Annotated in this window: 25 protein-coding genes and 1 riboswitch; of the genes, 22 read left to right on the forward strand and 3 right to left on the reverse strand. The window is 41.6% G+C overall.

What is annotated here, in order from left to right:
- Positions 1-26: 26 nt before the first annotated feature.
- From JZO70_RS10325 to JZO70_RS10370, 10 genes are all read left to right on the forward strand, one after another.
- Entirely contained in the window at positions 27-830 is an 804-nt protein-coding gene (locus tag JZO70_RS10325; RefSeq protein ID WP_207673487.1) for an ABC transporter ATP-binding protein, read from the forward strand.
- Positions 820-1,803 carry a FecCD family ABC transporter permease gene (locus JZO70_RS10330; RefSeq protein WP_207673488.1) on the forward strand — a complete coding sequence of 328 codons (984 nt, stop codon included), beginning with the start codon at positions 820-822 and terminating at the stop codon, positions 1,801-1,803. The genes JZO70_RS10325 and JZO70_RS10330 overlap by 11 nt, the downstream gene beginning before the upstream one ends.
- Positions 1,800-2,783 carry a FecCD family ABC transporter permease gene (locus JZO70_RS10335; RefSeq protein WP_207673489.1) on the forward strand — a complete coding sequence of 328 codons (984 nt, stop codon included), beginning with the start codon at positions 1,800-1,802 and terminating at the stop codon, positions 2,781-2,783. The genes JZO70_RS10330 and JZO70_RS10335 overlap by 4 nt, the downstream gene beginning before the upstream one ends.
- Positions 2,784-2,949: 166 nt before the next feature.
- Positions 2,950-3,498 carry a 5-formyltetrahydrofolate cyclo-ligase gene (locus JZO70_RS10340; protein WP_207673490.1) on the forward strand — a complete coding sequence of 183 codons (549 nt, stop codon included), beginning with the start codon at positions 2,950-2,952 and terminating at the stop codon, positions 3,496-3,498.
- Positions 3,498-4,169 carry a rhomboid family intramembrane serine protease gene (locus tag JZO70_RS10345; protein ID WP_207673491.1) on the forward strand — a complete coding sequence of 224 codons (672 nt, stop codon included), beginning with the start codon at positions 3,498-3,500 and terminating at the stop codon, positions 4,167-4,169. Before JZO70_RS10340 ends, JZO70_RS10345 begins: the two co-directional genes overlap by 1 nt.
- Before the next feature lie 185 nt (positions 4,170-4,354).
- Positions 4,355-4,561, forward strand: coding sequence for a YqgQ family protein (locus JZO70_RS10350; RefSeq protein ID WP_207673492.1), 207 nt, complete (start codon positions 4,355-4,357; stop codon positions 4,559-4,561).
- 2 nt (positions 4,562-4,563) lie between these two features.
- A complete protein-coding gene (locus JZO70_RS10355) occupies positions 4,564-5,517 on the forward strand; it encodes an ROK family glucokinase (RefSeq protein WP_207673559.1) in 954 nt (317 codons plus the stop codon).
- Positions 5,518-5,543: 26 nt separating this feature from the next.
- Positions 5,544-5,945: a rhodanese-like domain-containing protein gene (locus JZO70_RS10360; RefSeq protein WP_207673493.1), complete on the forward strand. Its 402-nt coding sequence runs from the start codon at positions 5,544-5,546 to the stop codon at positions 5,943-5,945.
- Between the two features lie 127 nt (positions 5,946-6,072).
- On the forward strand, positions 6,073-6,432 hold the full coding sequence (locus JZO70_RS10365; RefSeq protein WP_207673494.1) for a DUF488 domain-containing protein: 360 nt from the start codon (positions 6,073-6,075) through the stop codon (positions 6,430-6,432).
- Positions 6,425-8,224 carry an FAD/NAD(P)-binding protein gene (locus JZO70_RS10370; protein ID WP_207673495.1) on the forward strand — a complete coding sequence of 600 codons (1,800 nt, stop codon included), beginning with the start codon at positions 6,425-6,427 and terminating at the stop codon, positions 8,222-8,224. The genes JZO70_RS10365 and JZO70_RS10370 overlap by 8 nt, the downstream gene beginning before the upstream one ends.
- A gap of 192 nt (positions 8,225-8,416) precedes the next feature.
- Here JZO70_RS10370 and JZO70_RS10375 read toward each other — a convergent pair whose 3' ends face one another.
- Positions 8,417-8,584 (reverse strand): DUF3042 family protein, encoded by a 168-nt coding sequence (locus JZO70_RS10375; RefSeq protein ID WP_207673496.1) that lies wholly within the window; start codon positions 8,582-8,584, stop codon positions 8,417-8,419.
- A gap of 161 nt (positions 8,585-8,745) precedes the next feature.
- Between JZO70_RS10375 and JZO70_RS10380 the strand changes: the two genes are divergently transcribed.
- The 8 genes from JZO70_RS10380 to tsaD all read left to right on the forward strand — a co-directional run bounded on the left by JZO70_RS10380 (position 8,746) and on the right by tsaD (position 15,789).
- Positions 8,746-9,123 carry a RidA family protein gene (locus JZO70_RS10380; protein WP_207673497.1) on the forward strand — a complete coding sequence of 126 codons (378 nt, stop codon included), beginning with the start codon at positions 8,746-8,748 and terminating at the stop codon, positions 9,121-9,123.
- Positions 9,124-9,234: 111 nt separating this feature from the next.
- Entirely contained in the window at positions 9,235-10,224 is a 990-nt protein-coding gene (gene galE, locus JZO70_RS10385; protein ID WP_207673498.1) for a UDP-glucose 4-epimerase GalE, read from the forward strand.
- 12 nt (positions 10,225-10,236) lie between these two features.
- Positions 10,237-11,718 (forward strand): UDP-glucose--hexose-1-phosphate uridylyltransferase, encoded by a 1,482-nt coding sequence (galT, locus tag JZO70_RS10390; protein WP_207673499.1) that lies wholly within the window; start codon positions 10,237-10,239, stop codon positions 11,716-11,718.
- Positions 11,719-11,735: 17 nt separating this feature from the next.
- Entirely contained in the window at positions 11,736-12,719 is a 984-nt protein-coding gene (locus tag JZO70_RS10395) for a substrate-binding domain-containing protein (protein WP_207673500.1), read from the forward strand.
- Between the two features lie 366 nt (positions 12,720-13,085).
- Positions 13,086-13,793 (forward strand): tRNA (adenosine(37)-N6)-threonylcarbamoyltransferase complex dimerization subunit type 1 TsaB, encoded by a 708-nt coding sequence (gene tsaB, locus JZO70_RS10400; RefSeq protein WP_207673501.1) that lies wholly within the window; start codon positions 13,086-13,088, stop codon positions 13,791-13,793.
- A complete protein-coding gene (gene rimI / locus JZO70_RS10405; protein ID WP_207673502.1) occupies positions 13,777-14,325 on the forward strand; it encodes a ribosomal protein S18-alanine N-acetyltransferase in 549 nt (182 codons plus the stop codon). The genes tsaB and rimI (JZO70_RS10405) overlap by 17 nt, the downstream gene beginning before the upstream one ends.
- Positions 14,322-14,780: a ribosomal protein S18-alanine N-acetyltransferase gene (gene rimI, locus JZO70_RS10410; RefSeq protein WP_207673503.1), complete on the forward strand. Its 459-nt coding sequence runs from the start codon at positions 14,322-14,324 to the stop codon at positions 14,778-14,780. The genes rimI (JZO70_RS10405) and rimI (JZO70_RS10410) overlap by 4 nt, the downstream gene beginning before the upstream one ends.
- Positions 14,781-14,784: 4 nt before the next feature.
- Positions 14,785-15,789, forward strand: coding sequence for a tRNA (adenosine(37)-N6)-threonylcarbamoyltransferase complex transferase subunit TsaD (tsaD, locus tag JZO70_RS10415; protein WP_207673560.1), 1,005 nt, complete (start codon positions 14,785-14,787; stop codon positions 15,787-15,789).
- A gap of 73 nt (positions 15,790-15,862) precedes the next feature.
- Here the strand turns inward: tsaD and JZO70_RS10420 are convergent, their stop codons facing one another.
- A complete protein-coding gene (locus tag JZO70_RS10420; protein WP_207673504.1) occupies positions 15,863-16,405 on the reverse strand; it encodes an ECF transporter S component in 543 nt (180 codons plus the stop codon).
- Between the two features lie 5 nt (positions 16,406-16,410).
- On the reverse strand, positions 16,411-17,385 hold the full coding sequence (locus JZO70_RS10425) for a nucleoside hydrolase (RefSeq protein WP_207673505.1): 975 nt from the start codon (positions 17,383-17,385) through the stop codon (positions 16,411-16,413).
- Between the two features lie 21 nt (positions 17,386-17,406).
- A riboswitch (PreQ1 riboswitch) is annotated at positions 17,407-17,451 on the reverse strand.
- A gap of 149 nt (positions 17,452-17,600) precedes the next feature.
- On the opposite strand from JZO70_RS10425, the gene argF reads away from it, so the two are divergent.
- From argF to JZO70_RS10445, 4 genes are all read left to right on the forward strand, one after another.
- Positions 17,601-18,614 (forward strand): ornithine carbamoyltransferase, encoded by a 1,014-nt coding sequence (gene argF / locus JZO70_RS10430; protein ID WP_207673506.1) that lies wholly within the window; start codon positions 17,601-17,603, stop codon positions 18,612-18,614.
- A gap of 272 nt (positions 18,615-18,886) precedes the next feature.
- Positions 18,887-20,578, forward strand: coding sequence for an arginine--tRNA ligase (argS, locus tag JZO70_RS10435; RefSeq protein WP_207673507.1), 1,692 nt, complete (start codon positions 18,887-18,889; stop codon positions 20,576-20,578).
- Between the two features lie 62 nt (positions 20,579-20,640).
- Entirely contained in the window at positions 20,641-21,597 is a 957-nt protein-coding gene (locus JZO70_RS10440; protein WP_207673508.1) for a nucleoside hydrolase, read from the forward strand.
- 319 nt (positions 21,598-21,916) lie between these two features.
- Positions 21,917-23,761, forward strand: coding sequence for a BglG family transcription antiterminator (locus JZO70_RS10445; RefSeq protein WP_207673509.1), 1,845 nt, complete (start codon positions 21,917-21,919; stop codon positions 23,759-23,761).
- Positions 23,762-23,763: the final 2 nt, after the last annotated feature.

Consider the following 23,763-nt stretch of genomic DNA (forward strand, 5'->3'; position numbering starts at 1 on the left):
GGTTATCAAAGAAATGGAGAAAAGTTATGACCCGATTGACAACGACAGAGCTTTCTGTCGGCTATGATAAAAAAATAATTTTAAACGATGTAAGTATCGATATTCCGGACGGGAAAATAACTAGTTTGATTGGACCGAACGGTAGTGGGAAATCTACTTTATTAAAGGCTTTGGCCCGCATACTTTTGCCTAAAAAGGGTGAAGTACTGATTGATGGGAAAAATATTCATCAACTGGAGACAAAAGCAGTCGCCCAGAAAATTGCCTCGCTGTCTCAAAGCAGTGACCAAATTAGCGGATTAAGTGTAGAAGAGATCGTGGCATATGGGCGCTTTCCTTACCAGAGCGGATTTTCTGGTCTGAAAAAAAGTGATCACGAGTGGATTAAATGGGCGCTGGAGGCAACCGACTTAATGGATTTGAAGGATCGCCCGTTAACGTCACTTTCAGGCGGTCAGCAGCAAAGGGTCTGGATAGCAATGGCATTAGCTCAAAATACCGACATCCTTATTCTAGATGAACCGATAACTTTTTTGGACCCGGCGCATCAATTAGAGATTTTGGAATTACTGCAGGATATTAACCGCCAAGGGAAAACGATTTTAATGACGATCCACGATTTGAATCATGCTTCGCGATTTTCTGATTATATTTTAGGCATGAAAGAAGGCCAGCTGATTTTTCAAGGCTCGCCTCAAGAAGTGTTTACGACGGAGAATATGGCGGAGCTGTTCGACATACAGGCGGTTTTCTATTCTTCTGTTAGTCAGCAAAAGCCGATGATTATGTCCTATGAGTTATTGAAGCGGAGGACAAGTGATGAAACGTAAAAGCTTTTTTATTGTCGGCGCTTTTTTGCTCGTCTTAGCCATGATTGCTTCCTTGAAATATGGCGCTGTTGCAATTACTTGGCAGGAGATAGTGAAGGCGTTAACGGCCTTCGATGCCAATGAACAAGGACAGCAGCTGGTTCGTATTTTGCGCGTACCTCGTATGCTGGGATCAGTGGCAGTCGGGGCAGGTCTGGCGACAGCTGGCGGATTGATGCAAGGGATTACCAATAATCCAATTGCTGATTCCGGCTTGTTAGGAATCAATGCGGGAGCAGGTCTCGGTTTGGCTTTAGTTTTTGCTATAACTGCCAGCCCTAATCCAGTTTTGGCAATAGCTGCTTCTTTTCTAGGAGCTTTTGTTGCTTTGGCAATCATTTATATGGCTTCAGCGAAAATTTCTCTAGGCATGAATCCCATCCGGATTGTTTTGCTGGGCTCTGCTTTGAGTGCTTTTTTTGCAGCAATCAGCCAGAGTATCAGCTTAGTTTTCCAGCTGAATCAAGATATGACTTTTTGGTATGTTGGTGGGACGGCCAATATCTCATGGCAGCAGCTTCAATTGGGGTTTCCGCTGATTCTTTTAGGGTTAATCGGAGCCGTCTTTTTAGCACCGCAAATTACGTTACTTAGCATGGGGGACGAAACCGCCATTACACTAGGGAAAAAACCTGCCACCATTAGAAAGTGGAGCATGGCTTTTGTCTTGTTGTTGGCTGGAACTTCGGTTTCTTTAGTTGGAGCGGTTAGCTTTATTGGCTTAATTGTTCCTCACGTAGTCCGCTATTTTGTTGGTCAAGACTATCGTATGGTGTTGCCGGCCTCAGCCTTGTTAGGTGCTTTATTTTTTGTAGTGGCTGATATCGCTTCCCGCTTGATCGCACCACCACTAGAAACACCGGTGGGAGTATTAGTTACCATCATCGGTGTGCCTATGCTGCTTCTGCAAATACGAAGGGGGAGCGTGTCATGAGGAAAAGACTTAGTTGGGTTATTTTAGCTGGTTTATTAGTCATCGGTTGCTTGTTAAGCTTAACGCTGGGAACACTGCCTTTGAGTTTAGGTGATTTATTCAAGGTTTTAACGGGAGAGTCAACAGCTGCACAGCAATTAATCGTGTTTGATTTCCGGATGCCGCGTTTGCTGGTTTCAATTCTTGCCGGAATGGGACTGGCATTATCCGGCTATCTGTTTCAGACCATTACACATAATGACTTGGCCGACCCGGGAATTCTAGGAATCAATGCTGGAGCTGGACTGACTGTTTTGGTCTACCTCGGTTTTTTTGCCAATAATCGGGCAAGCTGGCTGCTTCCGTTAGTTGCCTGTGTTGGAAGTTTCATGGCTGCGCTGTTGGTTTACTTCTGCGGGCGGCAAGCTGAAAAAATTGTTCCTAATCGATTATTGCTTTCCGGTGTAGCAGTCAATGCCGGGATCTCTGCACTAACGCTAGTCGGTACGATTCGTGCATCAGAAGAGAGCTATACTTTTGTTACCAGCTGGTTGGCAGGAACGATTTGGGGAACAACCTGGAATCATGTATTCTTGCTGCTTCCTTGGCTAATCCTACTGTTGCCGTTCATTTTGCTGCAAGGGAGAACCTTAAAGGTTTTGGGATTAGGTGATGAGATCGCAATTGGACTAGGCGTTCGTTTGAAAGCTTCTCAGCTGATGTTTTTAATGATTGCATTATGTTTGGCCGCAGTAAGTGTTTCTGTTGCCGGAAGTATCAGCTTCATTGGCTTGATTGCTCCCCATATTGCCAGCAATTTAGTCGGGAAAAAGAACAATTACAGCATAGTAATGACGGCGGTAATCGGCAGTTTATTACTATTATATAGTGACATCGCTGGACGTTTGATTTTAGAGAATGGTGAAATAGCTGCTGGGATTATTGTATCCGTCATTGGTGCGCCTTATTTTGTTTTTCAACTGCTTAGAAACAAACAATAGAGAAAAGGTGAATCAAATCTTTGTGCTGTATTAAAAATTTTAGCTTCTGCGATAGTATTACAACGTGGGAATTTTAGAAATATTGATTTAGAATTGTTAAAGGGGAACAAACCCCCTTTTTATTTATCTTCTTTTTTGGTAGTATCGTTGAATAGGAGGCGGATAAATGGAAAAACAAAAAATGCGCCAACTGATGATTCAAAGGTTAGAGAAAATCGCTGTGGATAAAAGACGTCAACCGCAAGTTGAGTCAATTTATCGTGAATTTTTTCAAAGTGATCTTTGGCAGGCAGCAAAAAGTGTTGGTGTGACGATAGCTACGGATTTCGAATTTCCAACGGCCCCTTTAATCCAGCAAGCATTAGCTGAAGGGAAAAAGGTGGCAGTGCCTAAATCCTTGCCAAAACGGCAGCTGGTATTTTATTGGATTAACGAAAGTACTACCTTTGTTGCCTCGAAATTTGGAGTAGAAGAACCCGTCAGTGAAGCCGTCGCTGACCCAACAGAATTGGATTTAATAATTGTTCCAGGCTTGATCTTTAAAAACAATGGGTACCGCATTGGTTTTGGCGGAGGGTTTTATGACCGCTTCTTAAGCAGCTATTCTGGAAAAACGGCAAGTTTTGTTTTTAGTGAACAGCTGATGGAATCCTGGCAGCCTGAACCGTTTGATCTGCCGGTACAACAGTTATTTATCGGAAAAATGGAGGAATAATGAAGAGAAATCAACCATATGCAACATATACTTTTTTAGGCATTAATACCGTATTCTTCTTGCTGGAATATTTAATTCCCAGCTTGCGGGTTAATGAAAGACTGGGGATGTTTGTTCCTTCAGTTATTTTGGGCCATGAATATTGGCGCTTTTTGACACCAATGGTGATTCATTTTGGTTTGATGCACTTTGCGTTGAACTCGATTGTTTTGTATTTCATGGGACAGCAATGTGAAGCTATATTTGGACATTGGCGTTTTACGCTGGTTTATTTGTTGAGTGGACTCATGGGTAATATGGGCAGTTTTGCCTTTAATGGCTTAGGTGTTTTGTCTGGGGGAGCCAGTACGGCAATTTTTGGTTTATTTGGCGCCTTTTTAGTGGTGGGCTATCACTACAAAGATAATCCAGCCATTCAAGGATTGACCCGGCAGTTTGGACTATTTATTTTGATGAATTTAGCTTTTGGTTTGTTTGATTCCTCGATTGATATGTGGGGTCATATAGGTGGTCTCTTAGGTGGGGCACTTTCAGGATTGATTTTGGGGGTTCCTCACGGAGAAGATCGTTTTTCTGTTCGGGGACGGATAACAGGCGGTTTATTCTTTGTCTTCTTTGTTGTTATCGCAGTATTACTGGCTTTTCGCGGAGTCGGTATGCCAATTATATAAAAATCGGGATATTTCCCGATTTTTTACTGGTTATTTAGAAAAATGAACGTACATAAGAATTTAGTTGGTTGAATGGCTTAATTTTCTACATGAGGATAATTAAAGTTGCAGCTTTTCGAAAACGTGCCAATTTACTCTGTAAAAATAGTACATTTACCTGTATAATGTTTGAGGATGTGGTTTATGTGGAAAGTCTATATGATGTACAGCAGCTGCTTAAGCAATTTGGTATCTATGTATATGTAGGAAAGCGGATTTATGACATTGAATTAATGCAAATTGAATTAAAAAATTTGTATGACGGACGCTTGATCGATCGCGATACCTATTTGAACGGCTGGCGCATCTTAAAAAGAGAGCATCACATTGAAGAAAGTCGGGAAGGTGAATAATGATGGATAAAAAATTACTAGGAATTGATTTAGGTGGTACAACTGTCAAATTTGCTATTTTAACGCAAGAGGGCGACATTCAACAAAAATGGAGTATCGATACCAATATTTTGGATGAAGGACAGCATATCGTACCGGATATCATCGAATCAATTAATCATCATTTAGCTTTATATAATATGAAGCCAGAACAATTTATTGGCATTGGTATGGGAACTCCCGGAAGTGTCAATATTGTTGAAGGAACCGTTATTGGTGCCTACAATTTGAACTGGAAAACTTTGCAGCCAGTCAAAGAAATGATTGAAAAAGGCACGGGTATTCCATTCTTCATCGATAACGATGCAAATGTTGCGGCGTTAGGCGAACGTTGGAAAGGTGCCGGAGAAAACGATCCAGATGTGGTCTTCGTCACATTGGGCACAGGCGTTGGCGGTGGAATTGTTATGAATGGTCAATTGCTTCACGGAGCAGCTGGCTGTGCCGGAGAAATCGGACATATCACAGTCGATCCTGAAGGCTTTGAATGTACCTGCGGCAAACGCGGCTGTTTAGAAACTGTTGCTAGTGCAACAGGTGTTGTACGAGTGGCTCGTCAATTGGCAGAAGAATACGCTGGTGGGTCAGAATTGAAGGCGCGCTTAGACAATGGGGAAGACATCACAAGTAAAGACGTATTTGAATTAGCAGCTGCTAACGACGATCTTGCTTTACGAGTGGTTGACAAAGTTACTTTCTATTTGGGATTAGCGTGTGGAAATATTGGAAACACTTTGAATCCTTCAGCGATTATTATCGGCGGCGGAGTATCCGCAGCGGGTGAATTTTTACGTAGTCGTGTAGAGAAGTACTTCCAGCAGTTTACGTTCCCACAAGTTAGAAATAGTACAAAAATTAAATTAGCTGAATTAGGAAATGAAGCTGGAGTGATTGGTGCAGCATCTTTAGCACAATAATCTTGAATTAAGAAGGGAAGTTTCGTATGTCATTTTGGTGGACATTAAATATTATTTTATTAGGGGTTATTCTCCTATTCGTTGGGTACGAAGGATACGTTCGAATTATGGTGAAGCGTTCAGCAAAAATGCTGACTCAAGAGGAGTTTCAGGCAGGGATGCGCAAGGCGCAAGTCATTGACGTAAGAGAGCGGGATGAATTCAACGCGAAGCACATTTTAGGTGCCCGCAGCTTCCCTTATCCTATGTTGAAAGAAACGATGAGTTCGTTACGTAAGGATCAACCAATTTACATTTATGACTACAATAAATCAGTGAGTGCTCGAGCTGCTAATTTATTGCGTAAAAATGGATATACTGATCTGTTCATTCTAAAAGGCGGTATTGAAGAATGGCAAGGTAAGATCAAAAAGAAAAATATAGATTAGTTAATGAAGCATGTTGCATTGTTGCAGCGTGCTTTTTTTGACTTTTTCTTCAATTATTATTCCCAATAGATTGTTTTAAGTTGCACTTTCCGCTTTTTTTCTTTACTCTGGAATTGAGGTGAAGGCTATGCTGGAAATCAAACGAGTATATGATGCTGCGCAAACAGAGGATGGTTATCGAGTGCTGGTGGATCGAATTTGGCCTAGGGGTGTGTCAAAGGAAAAAGCAGCAATCGATGAGTGGCTAAAAGAGGTGGCTCCCAGTACTGAACTTAGAAAGTGGTTTGGTCATGAGCCGGCAAAATATCCTGAGTTTGTTAAGTTTTATTTGCAGGAATTAACGGATGAAGCTCACTTAGCAGCCTTCCAACGTTTAGAAAATTTAGTTAAGGATAATAAGCAGCTCACTTTGGTTTATAGTGCAAAGGATACTGAGCATAACCAAGCAGTTGTATTAAAGGAAAGATTGGAGCGGGAAAATGGGTAAAATAGCGGTAGTGGGTACAGGACCTTATGGGTTAATTATGTTGGATCATTTAGTTCAAAAGTACACAAATGCAGAAGAGTTGGAGATCTTAGCTTTTGATCCCGCTGGACCAGGTGGACAGGTTTGGAGCACAAAGCAAGATGGAGCTGTTTTAATGAACAGTGTGATGGAACATGTCACATTGTTTGCAGAACATCCTCTAATTAAGAGTAGTGAAAGACCTAGTTTATATGAATGGAGTAAGCAGCAGGCACCTGATTTTATCAAACAATATGTTGAAGAAAATCAAGAGGAGTTCTTAACACAGGCAGCTTCGCTTAAACGAAACGATTGCTGCCAACGTCGTTTTTATGGACTGTACCAACAATGGTTTATCTTGAATCTTAAATCGAACTTACCAGAAAATATTTCGCTGACTTTTTATCAGGAAGAGGTAGAGGACTTAATTGTTGAGGAACAAATTACCATAATTGCCAAAGAAAATCATCTAGTAGATCGAGTGATTTTGGCTACAGGGCATGCCGACAACGAATTAACCGAAACGGAACAGCAGTTACAGACTTTTGCCAAAGAGCAGCAGCTGACTTATCAACCGCCTAAAAATCCGGCTAAGGTTTCTTTGGAGAATATTTTGCCGCAAGAGGACGTCATTTTGCGGGGATTAGGCTTAAGTTTTTTTGATTATGTGGCGCTATTGACGAAGCATTGGGGTGGAACATTTATTGAAGAAGCTGGCGAGCTTCTTTATCAGCCTTCTGGCAAAGAAGGAAAGATGATTTTAGGATCGGGTCGGGGGCTACCTTATCATGCCCGTCCGGTGAATGAGAAATTAGCTGGTGAAGATGCCCAGCCGCAAATTTTGACAGATGAACGAATCCAACAATTCCAACCGGGAGAAGCAGCCGAATTTTTCGATTTACTGAAAAAAGAAGCAGAGCTTGTTTACTATGAGAAAAAGCTAGCAGATACTTCCATCGATATTGCTGAATTTTTAACAGCCTATCGCAAGGAAGATCGAAATGACGTTCTGGATCGTTTTCAAGTTCCCGAAGAATTACGTTGGAATTGGGATGCACTTGTAAATCCAGGAAAAGAAGTAGAAGCGCAGGATTTTCCGGCTTTTGTTCCAAGCTATATGGACAATGATATTAAGGAAGCAGAAAAAGGGAATTTATCGGGGGCAGTTGCCGCAGCTTTAGACGCGATGAAGGAGCTGCAAATGCCGGTACACAAAATGATTGACCAGCGTGCCTTTACGGCGAAAGAATATTGGGAGGAATTGTGGGGAGATTACGATCCAACTTATGGCTTTTTAACTGTGGGGCCGCCGGTTCTTCGCATGAAGCAGCTGGCAGCTTTAACGAAAGCAGGTATCGCTATCTTTTTAGCTCCTAATATGGAAGTTGAAGGTGTGGAGGACTGCTTTGTTGCCTTCAGCAAACAAAACAATCAGGTAACATATAAAGCGAAGCATTTAATCGAAGCTCGATTACCGACAACCAGTTACCGTCGAACGCTGAATCCATTGATTCGCGCATTAAAAGACCGAGGGTATTTAGCCCCGGATATAGTTGAGTTTGATGGAGAAAAACATGAAAGCGGCGCGTTGCGGGTGGAGCGCAGTACCCACCGCATCATTGATCAGCAAAATCAAACACTGGATAACTTGTATTGTTACGGTGCGCCATTGGCTGGATTCGACTGGTTGAATGCTTCATCACCAAGGCCGAAGAATGCGGATCGGATTTTCCAAGTGGCAAATCAAATTGTTCAAACGATTTATCAACAATAAGCAGCTAACTCAGGAGTGGATTATCATTTTTCCAAGCCCAGGAAAAATGAGTCTGATTTTCATACGCATACCATCATGCTAAACATGATAATTCTCTGTATAGACGCCATTTGTAGAACTTCTCTTGCGCCAAGTTAACTGCGAAAAGCATGAATGGCAAAAAAAAAAGAAAGCGAAAACTCGCTTTCTTTTTTAACGTGCAATCCGTTTTCTACGGGCTTTTTTACGATTTTCGTCGATTTTTGACTCTTTTTCTTCTAAGGGTTCAATTACTTTTTTCTTTACACCCATTAAAAGTCCTGCAACAACGGCTGCTGTTGCTAAAGTTCCGGTAAAAAATCCTGATGTAAATTTACGCATATGATTGGCCTCCCTTTTCTTGTTACTTTTATTATGGAGGAAAACGGCAAAAATAGAAAGCTAAAAGATTGTTCCTGACGAAATTTTCAACAATTCTTGGATGTTTCGGGGGAATTAGGTATAATGAAGCTAGCAAAAAGAATGACAAAGGAGAGACATACATGCAACGATTAAATTCTGAACAAGCACCAAAAGCCTTAGGACCTTATTCTCAAGGGATGATGACCGGCGGAAACATCGTTTTCTTATCGGGACAATTAGGTATTGATCCTGCCACCAACCAGCTGCAAGAAGGGGTGGAAGCACAAGCGAAACAATCGTTAGAAAATATCCAAAACATCTTAGGAACAATCGGTTTGACTTTAGAGAACGCCTTAAAAGTAACGGTTTTCTTAAAGGACCTGGATAATTTTTCGGTAGTCAACGATATTTATGCCAGCTATTTCCAAGAGCCTTATCCTGCAAGAAGCTGTGTTCAAGTAGCTAAACTTCCAGCAGATGCGCTAGTTGAAATTGAAGTAATCGCAGAAAAAGCGTAAAGTATAAAACAAGAAAAGATAAAGCCGGACCGGTTTTATCTTTTTTTGCTTGCTCTCGTTTAGTAAATGTTTTATAATTTGTTTAGTAAATATTTTTCGAGGAGTGGAGATATGTCAATTTTAGTTCTAGGTGGAGCAGGGTATATTGGTTCACATACAGTTGATCGTTTAATTAATCAAGGATACTCAGTGGTGGTTGTAGATAATTTGTTAACGGGACACCGCCAGGCCGTTCATTCAGAAGCAACCTTTTATGAAGGAGACTGTCGTGACCAAACGTTCATGCGAGAAGTTTTTCAAAAAGAAACGATTGAAGGTGTGGTTCATTTTGCGGCTAGCTCTTTAGTGGGAGAGTCTGTGGAAAAACCTTTAAAATACTTCAATAACAATGTTGTCGGCATGGAAATGCTGCTGGAGGTAATGGAAGAGTTTGAGGTAAAACATATTGTCTTTTCTTCCACCGCAGCGACCTACGGCGAACCGGAAGTGTCGCCGATTACGGAAGATACACCAACCAATCCTAAAAATCCTTATGGTGAAAGCAAGCTGATGATGGAAAAAATGATGCATTGGTGTGACAACGCCTATGGTATGCGCTATGTTGCATTGCGCTACTTTAATGTTGCTGGTGCTAAGTCTGATGCTTCTATTGGAGAAGACCACACGCCGGAAACGCATTTAGTTCCATTGATTTTACAAGTTGTCTTAGGACAGCGGGATCACCTAACTATTTTTGGCGATGATTACAATACACCTGACGGCACTTGTATTCGGGATTATGTGCAAGTAGAAGATTTAGCGATGGCCCACATCTTGGCTTTGGAATACTTGAAAGCTGGAAATGAAAGCAATGTCTTTAACCTGGGTTCAAACAATGGCTATTCCGTTAAAGAAATGCTAGATGCTGCTCGCGAAGTAACCCAAAAAGAAATCCCAGCTGAGATTGGACCTCGTCGTGCAGGAGATCCTAGCACCTTAGTAGCATCCAGCGAAAAAGCGAAAACTATTTTAGGCTGGCAGCCAGAGTATACCGATATCCTAGCAATTATTGAAACGGCCTGGAATTGGCACGTTAGCCACCCTAATGGATATGAAGACTAGGAGGAGTACTCAATGTTGATCAGTCAAGTTGTTAGAGATTTTGTCAGTGCAGCCATTCATTCAGGGGGCTGGATGGATATGGATCGGATTTATTTAGAAAACCAAGTGATCGGACTTATCGGTGAAGATGGTTTAGCGTCAGCTGAGGTTCGTCCAGTCGAAGCCGATGCTGCTGAATTGGCTCAGCTGCTAGTCGAGCAAGGGGTTAAAAATCAGGTGATTAGTGAACTTCCAGCAGAAAAAGATATTTTGGAGTCTCAACTGATGGATTTATTGACGCCGCCGCCTTCAGTAGTAAATGCTTATTTTGCGCAATATTATGCTAAAAGCCCGAAAGAGGCCACCGACTATTTCTTTCACTTGAGTCAAACCAACAATTATATTAAGACCAAGGATATTGCTAAAAATATTGTGTTTCCAGCTGAAACGGACTATGGAACGCTGGAAATTACGATCAATTTGTCCAAGCCGGAAAAAGATCCGAAACAAATCGCAGCAGAACGAGAAGCGGTGCAGGTGGATTATCCTAAATGTCTTTTGTGTATGGAAAACGAAGGCTATAAGGGTCGTCTAAACTACCCGGCCCGTACCAATCATCGGATTATTCGCATGAACTTGGAGGGCGAAAGCTGGGGGTTGCAGTATTCACCATACGCTTATTACAATGAGCACTGTATTGTGCTTTCTGAAGAACACCGTCCCATGAAGATCAACCGTGATACCTTCCAGCGTTTACTGAAGATTACGGAAGTTTTACCGCATTATTTTGTAGGCTCTAATGCAGACTTGCCAATTGTTGGCGGGTCGATTCTTTCACATGATCATTATCAGGGTGGTCGGCATACATTTCCGATGGCAGTGGCTGAAATCGAACGTCCGATTGACTTGAAGCTGTTTCCGACTGTGACTGCGGGGATTGTTAAATGGCCGATGTCAGTGATTCGTTTACAAGGTCAGCAGCTGAAGGATTTAGTTGCGGCGGCGGAATATATTTTCGAATCTTGGAAACAGTATAGTGATGAAACGGTTAATGTTGTGGCTTTCTCTGCTGATGGCACACCCCATCACACTATTACGCCAATTGCTCGACGCAATGGTGAGCTGTTTGAATTGGATTTAGTTTTGCGAGATAACAATGTCTCTGAAGAATTTCCTGAAGGGATTTTTCATCCGCATCCAGATGTCCAACACATCAAAAAAGAGAATATTGGCTTAATTGAAGTAATGGGACTGGCCGTTTTGCCACCACGTTTGAAAGAAGAAATGCAAGAAGTTGAACAATTTCTGTTGGGGAATTCTCATCAAATGAAGAACTATCATCAAGCGTGGGCTGAGGAAATTAAGTCAGCTCAGACCATTACTGCTGAGAATGTCCAAACAATTTTGCAGCAGGAAGTGGGCAAAGTTTTTGCTCGGGTGTTAGAAGATGCTGGTGTATTCAAGCGTGACGAAGCCGGACAAGCAGCTTTTGACCGCTTCATCGCAACGTTGTAGGGCGGGAGGAATTTAAAATGGCAACTATTCGCGACATAGCGGAGTTAGCTGGCGTTTCTCCGGCGACGGTTTCAAGGGTGTTGAACTATGATCCGCAAATATCCGTCAGTCTAGCAACGAAGCATAAAATATTTCAAGCTGCTGAAGAGCTGAATTACACGAAGCATAAAAAGAATAATAAGACCGAAACGACAGTACTGCGCCTCGTTCAGTGGTACGATGCCGAAGAAGAATTGGCCGATCTTTATTATTTGGCGATTCGTTTAGGCATTGAAAAAAAGGCCGAAGAATTAAATATCCAAATTAAACGAGAATCGTTGGCGGATTTGACCACCCTGAAAACGGCTGGTACTATCGCATTAGGTAAGTTCGACACCGAACAGATCAAGAAAATCAGCGAAGTAGATGAGAATCTGCTCTTTGTCGATTATGACGCCACATCCAACGGTTTTGATTCGTTAGTGGTTGATTTTAATCAAAGTGTTGATTCTGTGATTGATCACTTTGTAGGAGCTGGTCACGATAAGATTGCGATTTTATCTGGGCTGGAATTCACTAAGCAAACGCACCAGCCGATCGATGATCCGCGTTTGACTGCTTTTGAACAAAAAATGCGGCGCTTGAAGTTGTATAATCATGCGTTTGTCATACAAGCTGAGTTTAGTGTGGAAGCAGGGAAGACGGCTACAACCACTTTTTTACAGCAGCAAACCGAACTGCCGACTGCTTTATTCGCTTCCAGTGATGCATTGGCTATTGGTGCAATGCAGGCAATTCAGGATTATGGTTTGAAAATCCCGGAAGATATTGCAATCATTGGTTTTAATGATGTGAGTGTAGCTAAATATGTTTCGCCCACTCTATCGACTGTAAAGGTTGAAACGGAATGGATGGGAGAATTAGCTGTCACAACTATTTTAGAATTAGCAAAAGAGCGTGCGCCGGTTCCTAGAAAAATCATGCTGGGAACGAAGCTGGTTCTGCGGGACTCAACTAAATAAGACAAAAAACCTGAGTATCCGCATTATAAGCAGATGCTCAGGTTTGTTTTTGTTGACGAGGCAAGTCTAAGAAGAAGATGCAGGATGTAATTTTCTACTTACTCTATCAGAGAGAAAAGAATGAAATATTTTTTGCTTGCCTCAATTCTATAGTAAAATTTATTTAATAAGGATACAAGCTAATTCGTCAAATATGTTATTCAAAATATTTAATAAAACTAATTAAAAATTAGTTGTTTGCAAGGTGGGATCGTTGCTTTGAAGAAAAACAAAGCAAGTGATTCTTTAAATTAGTCCAGTCTAACTATATTGAAAAAAGTTTTTATGGTAAAATGTGGCTATCTGAAAGCGAGGAATAGAGCAAGGATGAAAATTTTAGCCTTCGATACATCGAATCAAACATTGGCAGCAGCTATTTTAGAGGACGATCAGACAATTGCCTCTTTTCAATTAAATCAAAAAATGAATCATAGTCTGACCTTGATGCCAGCGATTGAACATATCATGAAAATCAGCAGCTTAACACCAAAGGACTTGGATCGCATTGTTGTCGCCCAAGGTCCCGGATCGTATACTGGGATTCGAATTGCAGTAACCACTGCAAAGACGTTAGCTGATACATTGAAAATAGAGTTAGCAGGAATTTCCAGCTTAAAGGCATTAGCTGCTAACGTTAGCGACCAAAGATTGATCGTTCCGATTATGGACGCTCGCCGCAACAACGTGTATGCCGGGGTCTATCAATGGGAAGATCAGCAGTTGAAGACGGTTATTCCTGATCAGCACATTCCTTTGGCCGAATTGTTGGAACAGCTGCAAGAGGACGCTGTATTTGTGGGAGAAACGGCTAAGTTTGCTGAAATGATCCGTGAAAAGCTGCCGAATGCCAAGATTGAAACAGACGATCGCATCAATTTGCCTAATGGGGTAACTTTAGGGCAGCTGGGGTATCTGGAAACACCTGTGGCAGATATCCAAAGTTTTGTTCCAGCCTATTTGAAGCGGGTAGAGGCGGAGGAGAAATGGCTGCAAACGCATCAGCCAGGGGACGAAAATTATGTTGAAAAAATTTAGCGGACTGCTTCGTACATTTTTCGGCGGTAAGCAAGAACCCTTTGAAGCCCGGAGTGTTCTGATAAAAGAACAGGAATATCTGCTGCGGGGAATAACCGACGACGATATCAAGGAATTGATTGCGCTGGAAAAGGATGTATATCAAGGAGAAGTACCTTGGACAAGAAGTGCCTTTTTGGCGGAAATCCATTCTCCCGTTCCCCATCTGTATATCTGTATGACGCATCGCGAAGAGCTGGTAGCTTTTATCGGCAGTCGTATTATGGGCAATGATGCTCATATTACCAATGTTGCTGTTAAGCGGGCTTTTCAAGGCAGTGGATTGGGATCCTTTTTGATTGACGAGGTAGAAAGATTCGCTATAATGAAGAGCTGTATCACGTTGTCGTTAGAGGTGCGGATGGGTAATATAAATGCGCAGCGTTTGTACCGTCGAATTGGCTTTGAAGGTCGGAAGGTTCGCAGGAATTATTATACCGAGAATAATGAGGATGCTTTAGAGATGATTAAACATTTAGAGGGACCCAAATGAGTGAGGATGTTGAATTAAAACAACTAGCACATCAATTGTGGCAGATTAATCATGCGGCTTATGGTACATTGTCTCCCTGGTCAGAAAAAGAATTTTATGATGATTTGCAGCAGAAGCATAGTCACTATTTATTGTCAGATGTAAGAGAGCCGCTAGCCTTTATCGGATTTCATCAAGTATTGGATGAAATTGAGATTACCAACGTGGCTACCTTTCCAGAGTATAAACGTCAAGGACTGGCTGAAAAGCTGTTCCAGCGATTGCTGGAGCATGCTCATAAGCAGGAAGTAAACCAAATATTTTTAGAGGTACGTGCTTCCAATACGGCAGCGCGTCATCTTTACGAGAAAATGCATTTTCAAGAGATCGGCAAAAGAAAAAATTATTACCAAACACCGGTAGAAGATGCGATTATTATGAATTTGAAAGTAGGGAACAGCCACGGAAACGAATGAATATATTTTAGCAATTGAAAGCAGCTGTGATGAAACCAGTGTGGCCGTGATTCTAAATGGCGAAACGGTGCTGTCTAATATCGTGGCTTCGCAAATTAAAAGTCATCAACGGTTTGGCGGAGTGGTTCCAGAGGTGGCTAGTCGTCATCATGTGGAGCAGATTACACTCTGTTTAGAAGAAGCTTTAGCCGAAGCCGAAGTTACTCCTGATCAACTGCAAGCAGTGGCCGTAACTTATGGACCGGGTTTAGTTGGTGCCTTGTTGATCGGCTTAAGTGCTGCGAAGGCTTTTGCTTGGGCTCATGGATTGCCATTAATTCCAGTTAATCACATGGCCGGGCATATTTACGCGGCGCGTTTAGTCCAACCGCTGGAATTTCCTTTAATGGCCTTACTGGTCAGCGGTGGTCATACTGAATTGGTTTATATGGCTGAAGATGGTTCGTATGAAATCATTGGTGAAACGAGAGATGACGCAGCAGGTGAAGCTTACGATAAAGTTGGCCGCGTTTTAGGATTACCTTACCCAAGCGGTAAAGAATTGGACCAATTGGCTCATCAAGGAAAAGACGTCTACGATTTTCCAAGGGCAATGCTGAAAGAAGACAACCTAGACTTCAGCTTTAGCGGTTTGAAAAGTGCCTTTATCAATTTAGTCCATAATGCGGAACAACGCGGGGAAGAGTTGGATACTGCTGATTTAGCTGCCAGCTTCCAAGCCAGTGTGGTGGAAGTTCTAGTAACTAAAACAATACGGGCTTGTCAGGCTTATCCAGTGAAACAATTAGTAATTGCTGGTGGGGTAGCAGCCAACCAAGGCTTGCGCAAAGGGATGGAACAAGCATTAGCTGCTGAATTGCCAGACGTTAAGCTAGTTATTCCACCATTGAAGCTTTGCGGGGACAATGCCGCAATGATTGGAGCAGCCGCTCACGTAGAATTAGCAAAGCAGCACGTAGCTGCAATGGATTTAAATGCAATTCCAAGCTTGGCTTTTCAACACATTTAATAGTACAAATAGACCAGATATCTTCTATCAGCTACGATAAAGATATCTGGTCTTTTTTTAAGCAAAATTCAATCTATGAAACAATTTGACGGTAACGAGGTAAAGCCTTAATTGCGCTGATCACTATACTGATAGCCAAAAATTTGTCTAAATAGTCGGTACCGATTTGGACTAGAAAAACACTTAAGGTCTGATTTAAGCCTAGGCCGTGAAGTACTTGAACCAGCATGCTGGAGCCGGAAGAAGTAATCCCGCCAAACAGCAGCACAGTAATCAATGAAGCGACTAAGGTTCCTGGTAAAGTAACCAGCAGTGCCTTTAACGGTAATGACCAGGCAGTCCGCTTATTATGGAGTAAAATTCCTGCCATCAAACCCACACATAATTGAACTGGAGCAAAATACAGTGAAAATAAATCAGAGGTCACTCCGGTAAAAATGGCGCTGCATAAACCCGTGATGATACCAGCAACTGGACCTAACAGAGTCGCTGCTAAAATGGTTCCAACAGTATCTAAATAAATCGGCAGTCGCAGAAACAGGGCCAAATTTCCTAGAACAATGTTTAGTGCGACCGCTAAAGCAATAATCGTTAATCGTGATGTTTGTTTTTTCATTCGTCTCATCCTAACTTTAATAGGTTTAGATCAGAAGCAATGGTTGCTTCTGGTGCATCTAAAAGGACGGTTAAAAACTGAGTGAAAAATTCTTTTGTATCAACGGTTTCCAGTATTCTGGCATTGGGCTCTTTTTGCCAAAAGTCATAACGGTCCACCAAGGTCTGGCCGATACTGATGCCTTGGGTTTCTACCTCAACATAACTGTCAAAACCGTTGCAAATTTCTGACGAAATGTAACAAGCTACAGCCAATGGGTCGTTGATGACACAACCTAGCAGATGCTCATATTGCCAGTGAAAATCAAAATAAAAGCGAGTCAGCTTTCGCAAATACTCATAGGCCTCAGGATTAATACGGCGGCAATATTCCAAGATTGCCGGGCTGAAAACAATTTCCCGCGTAACATCTAAGCCGACCATTTCAATCGTGCTGCCCAGTGACTCATAAACCATTTTCGCTGCATCGGGATCGCACCAATAATTGTACTCGGCTACCGGTGAACAGTTGCCGTGACTTTTGTAGGTTCCTCCCATGGTAACAAAGCGTTGGATATTTTGACCTAATTTTGGGTTGAGCTGTATAGCAAGAGCAATATTGGTCAGTGGGCCTAATGCTAAAATCCCTACATCACGCTTTTCAGAGAAAAAGTTTGTCAGGAATTCCTCAGCGGTTTCCTTTTGGGGTTGCACCTTGGATTGTCGAACAATCCCGCTTTCGCCAAAGCCGTCCATGCCGTGAGTATCTTGGGCCGATACATTGGGCCTTTCTAGGGGTATTTCAGCTCCGCGATATACTGGAATATCCAAACGATCGCAGCGCTCTAACACCTTAAAAGTATTTTCCACGCCAATATCGACCGGGGCATTTCCTGCAACCACGGTAATGGCTAAGACTTCTAATTCCTTCGATTTGATTGCGAATTCCAAAGCCAGGGCGTCATCAATCCCTGGATCGCAGTCAATAATCACTTGTTGCATTTTTTCCTACCTCCTTTGTTGAGATTCTTAGTTTTTTATTCTGGGAAGTTTCCGAACCAGTCCGAGCAATGCTCGATTTTAAATGCACCTTATTATAATAGAGGAAAATGAGAAGAATGAAAAGAGGGATTGCTATTTTAGTAATTATCCGGTATTATGTATAAAAATGAGTATATTTGATAAAAATACGTTTAAATATACAGAGGAGGAACAACATGAATTCAGTGTTTCAAGGGAAAAGCCTGCTAGCAGAAAAAGATTTTACTAAGGAAGAATTGATTTATCTGATTGATTTTGCTGCTCATTTAAAGGACATGAAAAAGCAAAACATCAGTCATCGTTATTTAGAGGGAAAAAATATTGCCCTGTTGTTTGAAAAAGCTTCAACTAGAACTCGTGCGGCTTTCACAACAGCGGCGATTGATTTAGGAGCTCATCCTGAATATTTAGGCAAAGGCGATATCCAATTAGGAAAAAAAGAATCAGTCGAGGATACGGCAAAAGTGTTGGGAAGCATGTTTGACGGCATTGAGTACCGCGGTTTTTCGCAAGAAGCAGTAGAAGCATTGGCAGAATACTCTGGCGTACCGGTTTGGAATGGTCTGACGGATCAATGGCATCCAACCCAAATGCTGGCGGATTTTCTAACTGTGAAGGAACAGTTCGGCAAAATTGAAGGTCTGACCTTGGCTTATGCTGGTGACGGCCGAAACAATGTAGCTAACTCTTTATTGATTACCGGAGCCATTTTAGGGGTGAACACCCATATTGTGACGCCAAAAGAATTGTTCCCAGATGCAAAATTAGTTGATTTAGCAAATGAATACGCTGAAAAATCAGGAGCAAAAATTCTAATTACTGCTGATATCGATGAAGGGGTAAAAGGAGCCGATGTTCTTTATACCGATGTTTGGGTATCGATGGGTGAAGAAGCGGAATTCAAAAAACGGATTGATCTGCTATTGCCTTACCAAGTGAATCAAGCGATGGTAGACAAAACTGGTAAAGCCGATACAATTTTCTTGCATTGCTTGCCAGCCTTTCACGATGTACAGACGGAAGTAGCGCAAGAAATCAAGGATACCTATGGTCTTTCGGAAATGGAAGTTACCGATGAAGTCTTCCGTGCGCCTTATGCTCATCAGTTTGAACAGGCGGAAAATCGCATGCATACTATCAAAGCTGTAATGGCTGCGACTTTAGGAAATCTTTTCATCCCTACAGTTTAGTCTTGACTTCTCGCTAGTATCTGGTACTATGAAAGCCAGATAAATTATTTTCATCGAGGAAAAAGAGAAGTCTATTGGCTGTTTTTTAGCGAGTCTGGGAGGGTGTGAGCCAGATAAATCAAGATAGAGGGCGCACTTTGGAGATGAAACGGCAGCTACCGTTATAGTAGAGCTGGTCGTATAGACAAAAAGAGTGGTACCGCGGGAAAATCTCGTCTCTGATGAAGAATATTCATCAGAGGCTTTTTTTATTGCTTAAGGAGGAAAAAAGGATGAACAACAAAGAGATCGTAGCACAGGCAGTGTATGAAGTAGTCAAAGAAGATTTAACGTTAGAAGATGTCGCACGTTTACTAGAAAACCCTAAATCAGCAGATCATGGTGATGTCGCTTTTCCAGCATTTTCATTAGCAAAAATTTATCGTAAAGCGCCACAGCAAATTGCGGCGGATTTGGCTGAAAAGATCAACCCAGAACTTTTTGAAAAAGTCGAAGTGGTGGGACCTTACTTGAATTTCTTTATGAACAAAGAAGTCGTTTCCAGCAATGTATTGAAGGAAATTACCAAAGCCGGCAGTGAATTCGGCGCCAGCAACATCGGCAACAATGGTAATGTAACGATTGATATGTCTTCACCTAATATTGCAAAACCTATTTCGATGGGTCATTTGCGTTCAACTGTGATCGGTAATTCCATCAGCTTGATTTTAAGTAAAGTGGGCTATCAGCCAATTAAGATCAATCACTTAGGTGACTGGGGAACCCAATTTGGTAAACTAATTGTTGCTTATAAAAAATGGGGCTCTGAAGAAAAAGTTAAGGCTGAACCAATCAGCGAATTATTGCGCTTATATGTCCAATTCCACGAAGAAGCTGAAACAGATGCTTCATTGGAAGATGAAGCTCGGGCTTGGTTTAAGAAATTGGAACAAGATGATCCAGAAGCGGTTGAATTATGGACCTGGTTCCGCAGTGAATCCTTGAAAGAGTTCAACAAAATCTACGAAATGCTGGAAATCAGCTTTGATTCATACAACGGGGAAGCCTTCTACAACGATAAAATGGATGAAGTTGTGACTATGCTGGAAGAAAAACATCTATTAAAAGAAAACCAAGGGGCAGAGATTGTTGATTTGTCAGCCTATGATTTAAATCCAGCCTTAATTAAAAAATCTGATGGGGCTACTCTGTACATTACTCGTGACTTAGCAGCAGCTGTTTATCGCAAACGGACTTACAACTTCGTTAAATCACTATACGTAGTAGGAAACGAACAAAGCATTCACTTCAGACAGTTAAAAGCTGTGTTGAAGGAAATGGGCTTTGACTGGTTTGAAGACATGAAACACATCCCGTTTGGCTTGATTACTCAAGGTGGGAAAAAACTGTCTACCCGTAAAGGAAAGATTATTCTGTTAGAGGAAGTCTTAAATGAAGCGACTGAATCTGCTTTGGCTCAAATTGTTGAGAAAAATCCTGATTTGCCAAATAAAGAAGAAGTCGCTCACCAAGTCGGTGTTGGTGCGGTTGTTTTCCATGATTTGAAAAATGATCGTTTGAACAACTTTGATTTTGAAATTGAAGAAGTGGTTCGTTTTGAAGGGGAAACCGGCCCTTATGTTCAATACACTCATGCGCGGGCGATGACTATTTTAGACAAAGCTGGTTTTACGCCAAATGCTGATACTGCTTATGCACTAAACGATGCGGACAGCTGGGAAATCATCAAGCTATTGCAGGCTTTCCCTGAAGTGGTGGCACAAGCCGCTGAACAATATGAACCTTCGGTGATTGCGAAGCATTCACTAAGATTAGCTCAAGCTTTTAACAAGTACTACGCGCATACAAAAATCTTGGTAGACGACGAACAAAAAGATGCTCGTCTAGCATTGGTTTATGCGGTAACGACTATCTTGAAAGAAGATTTACGATTACTAGGCGTTCACGCACCAAATAAAATGTAAGATACTTGACCATCTCTAAAATAAATGAGATGGTCTTTTTTGAAAGAAAGGTTGGGAAAAAGATGAAGTTGATTTTGGATTTAGATACAGGGATCGATGATGCTCTTGCTTTAACCTATGCATTGGGTCAGCCAGAAGCTGAATTAATAGGAGTTACTACAACCTTCGGCAATGTAACCATTGATAAAGCAGTAAAGAATACCCTGGACTTACTAGCTTTATTGAACCGGGAAGATGTACCTGTATTCCGAGGCTCTGTTTTTCCATGGGGCTCAAACAGTTATCAAACGACAGATGATTTGCATCGAGTTCATGGACTGAATGGGATCGGGAATGTAGTGTTGCTGGAAAGTTCTAAAGCAGTTCAGTCACAAAGCGCAGTAGATTTTTTGATAGAGTCTGCTGAAAATTTTGGTGAGGACTTAACCATCGTTACTGCTGGACCATTGACCAATTTAGCTGAGGCGATCAAAAAGAATTCGACTGCTATGAGCAAAGTTGGCAGAATTGTTATGATGGCGGGTGCTTTGACAATTCCGGGGAATTTAAGCCCATTTGCAGAAGCGAATGTCCTAAATGATCCGCTGGCTGCTAAGTTTGTTTTAGAAAGCGGCATTTCATTTACCATGATAGGGTTAGATGTCACGTTGCAGACGATGATTGACCAGAAGGATATCAAGCAGTGGCAGACAATTCCTACAAATGCCGCCAAAGCAATTACGGAAATGACCACCTACTATTATACAAATGAATACAGTGGTGAAGAATTTGGCGGCGCGCTGCACGATCCGTTAGCCGTTGCTGCGGCTATTGATCCTGCGATTTTAACTCAGGTGCTTCCGATTAATTTAACTGTTGAAACAACTGGGCCTTCGATTGGCAGAACGATTGGTGACTTAACTGGATTGAATAATCCAATAAAAAGTGCAGCGGTTGGTTTAGCTGTGGACAGTACCGCCTTTTTGGAGGATTTTTTCACTATTACTAATAATTTTTTAATGAACGTAAAATCAATATAGAATATGATAAGCTATTAGGACAGCCGGGAAGCTTCTTTCCGGCTGTTTTTTTCTTTTATTTTGCTAATACTAAATAAAATGAACTTCCCTTTGACTTAGTGCAAGTAGTAAATTAAGTAAGGGCAACTTAGTGAATAATTTCATTAGTGCTGTGCTGATATAGCAAGGTTTTTCGACGTTTATTTTAAAAAGAAAATTTTTGAAACGGCAATTCACAAACAAAAAGGGCATGTGATTGCACTTATCAAAGTGCAACAGGTTTGTATTGCGAGTTATTACGAATGAACTTATAGTTACAAATGTAAGGAGCTAATGCGGGATGCAATTATCGAAAAGAGAAATCAAGGTTTTACTGAAGCTGCTGGACAGCGAAGAAAGTTTAACGACTAAAGAGCTGGCGGAGCATTTCCAAGTAAGCGTGCGCACAATTAAATATGACTTGGACAATATTCGACTTTGGCTAAATGATCGTGAGATTGAACTTCATGCCCAACGCAGTAAGGGACTTTGGTTTGAGCTAACTAAGACGCAGCGCTTGACGCTGAAAAATGAATTATTGGAAGAAGAACGTTTTGAAATTTTTCCAGATCAAAAATTACGGGTTGAACAAATTGTGTTGAAGCTGCTGTTCACTGACGCAGCGATCACGGCAAATCAATTAGCTGATTGGCTGGGAGTTTCCAAAAACACGATTGTCACTGACTTAGAAAAGGTGGAGCTGTTCCTTACTTCTTACCAGCTTCAGCTGAAACGACAAAGTGGTCAGGGAATGTGGCTTGAGGGAACGGAAGAGAATGGTCGTTCGCTGATAGATTATTTGTTGCATCACAACCTTACAGAATACGATATCTATCAAATTATGAACCGACTAACCAATCATGATCAGCCTAAGCAGCCAATTCACATTGGAAAAGGCCTACCTTTTTACGATGTTTACCAAGAAGTGGTACAGCAGACTGCTGAATTGCTGGATCCGATTAACACAAATGAGTTCGACTATGCTGAATTGTTAGCGATTACCTTTCGCGTTGCAATTGCAGTTTGCCGCCTGCAAATGAATCGTTCTATCGGCTCCTTTACCATGATGAGCGATGTGCAGGAATTGATAAAGAAACAAGATATCCCAATGCTGTTGATGCAGGCTGTCTTTGGTGTTTATGATTTACCGCTGTTTAAGGACGAATATGACTACATATGCAGCGATCGTGTACAGGATAGTGACCATCAAGATATTTTGCAGCTGACTGTTCGACTAGTCCAGCGTATTTCTGAAGATCTGAAGGTAGATTTCGGTGAAGATGCTCAATTAGTAACCAATCTTTTCGCTCATTTGTCTTTGCGGTTAGGGAAAAAACATCTTTATCCTAATGAGTACAATCCCTTTGTGGAGGATATTCAATCGATGCATCCTCAATTGTTTGTGGCAATTGAAAAGGCCTGCGAACAAGAAATGTCTTGTGCAACCAAACAATTGATCAACGATTCTTTTATTGCTTATATTGCCTTGCACTTCTTAGTTTATTTGGAAAAGGAAAAGTCAGAGCAGGGAATTGTTCGAGTGGTTTATGTTTGTTCTACAGGCCTTGGAGTAACTAATCTAATTCAGCAAAAAATGGAGGAAGAGATTCCGAACGTTGAGATTGTCTGCTTCGCGTCGGTACTAAATGCGGCTAGTGTCATCAAAACTCATAAACCGGATTTGGTGATCAGTATTTTCCCGATGGAAGATCTGAATTGTCCGACGATTAAGGTAAGTGCAATTCCTTCAAAGGAAGATATTCAAACAATTAAACGTTTTATGCAGCAAACGTGGGGAGACCATCGTTCCATGACCGCCCATAATCCGCGCCTTCCAGAGCTCAATTCTGAGGAGACGACCCGGGAAGTTATTTTGAAGGGGTACATTTTATATGATGGGCTGAAAAAAATCTTCGGCTCTCGTTTGAAAAAAGAAACGGAAGAGGCTTTCCTGCTGCATGTTTTCTTAATGGTCCACCGCATTCAGTTTAAACGGCAATATCAACTGGAAGGCAATGTGAATCCAGATATTCTTTTATTGAATCAAGTTTTATTTAAACAAGCGGAGCAGCTGTTTTCCGAAAATGATTTAGCTGTCAACGAAGCAGAACTGACCGCATTATTCAATTACGTCGACAACCGATAGAA

It is taken from the genome of Candidatus Enterococcus moelleringii (assembly GCF_017377575.1).
Taxonomy (GTDB): domain Bacteria; phylum Bacillota; class Bacilli; order Lactobacillales; family Enterococcaceae; genus Enterococcus_A; species Enterococcus_A moelleringii.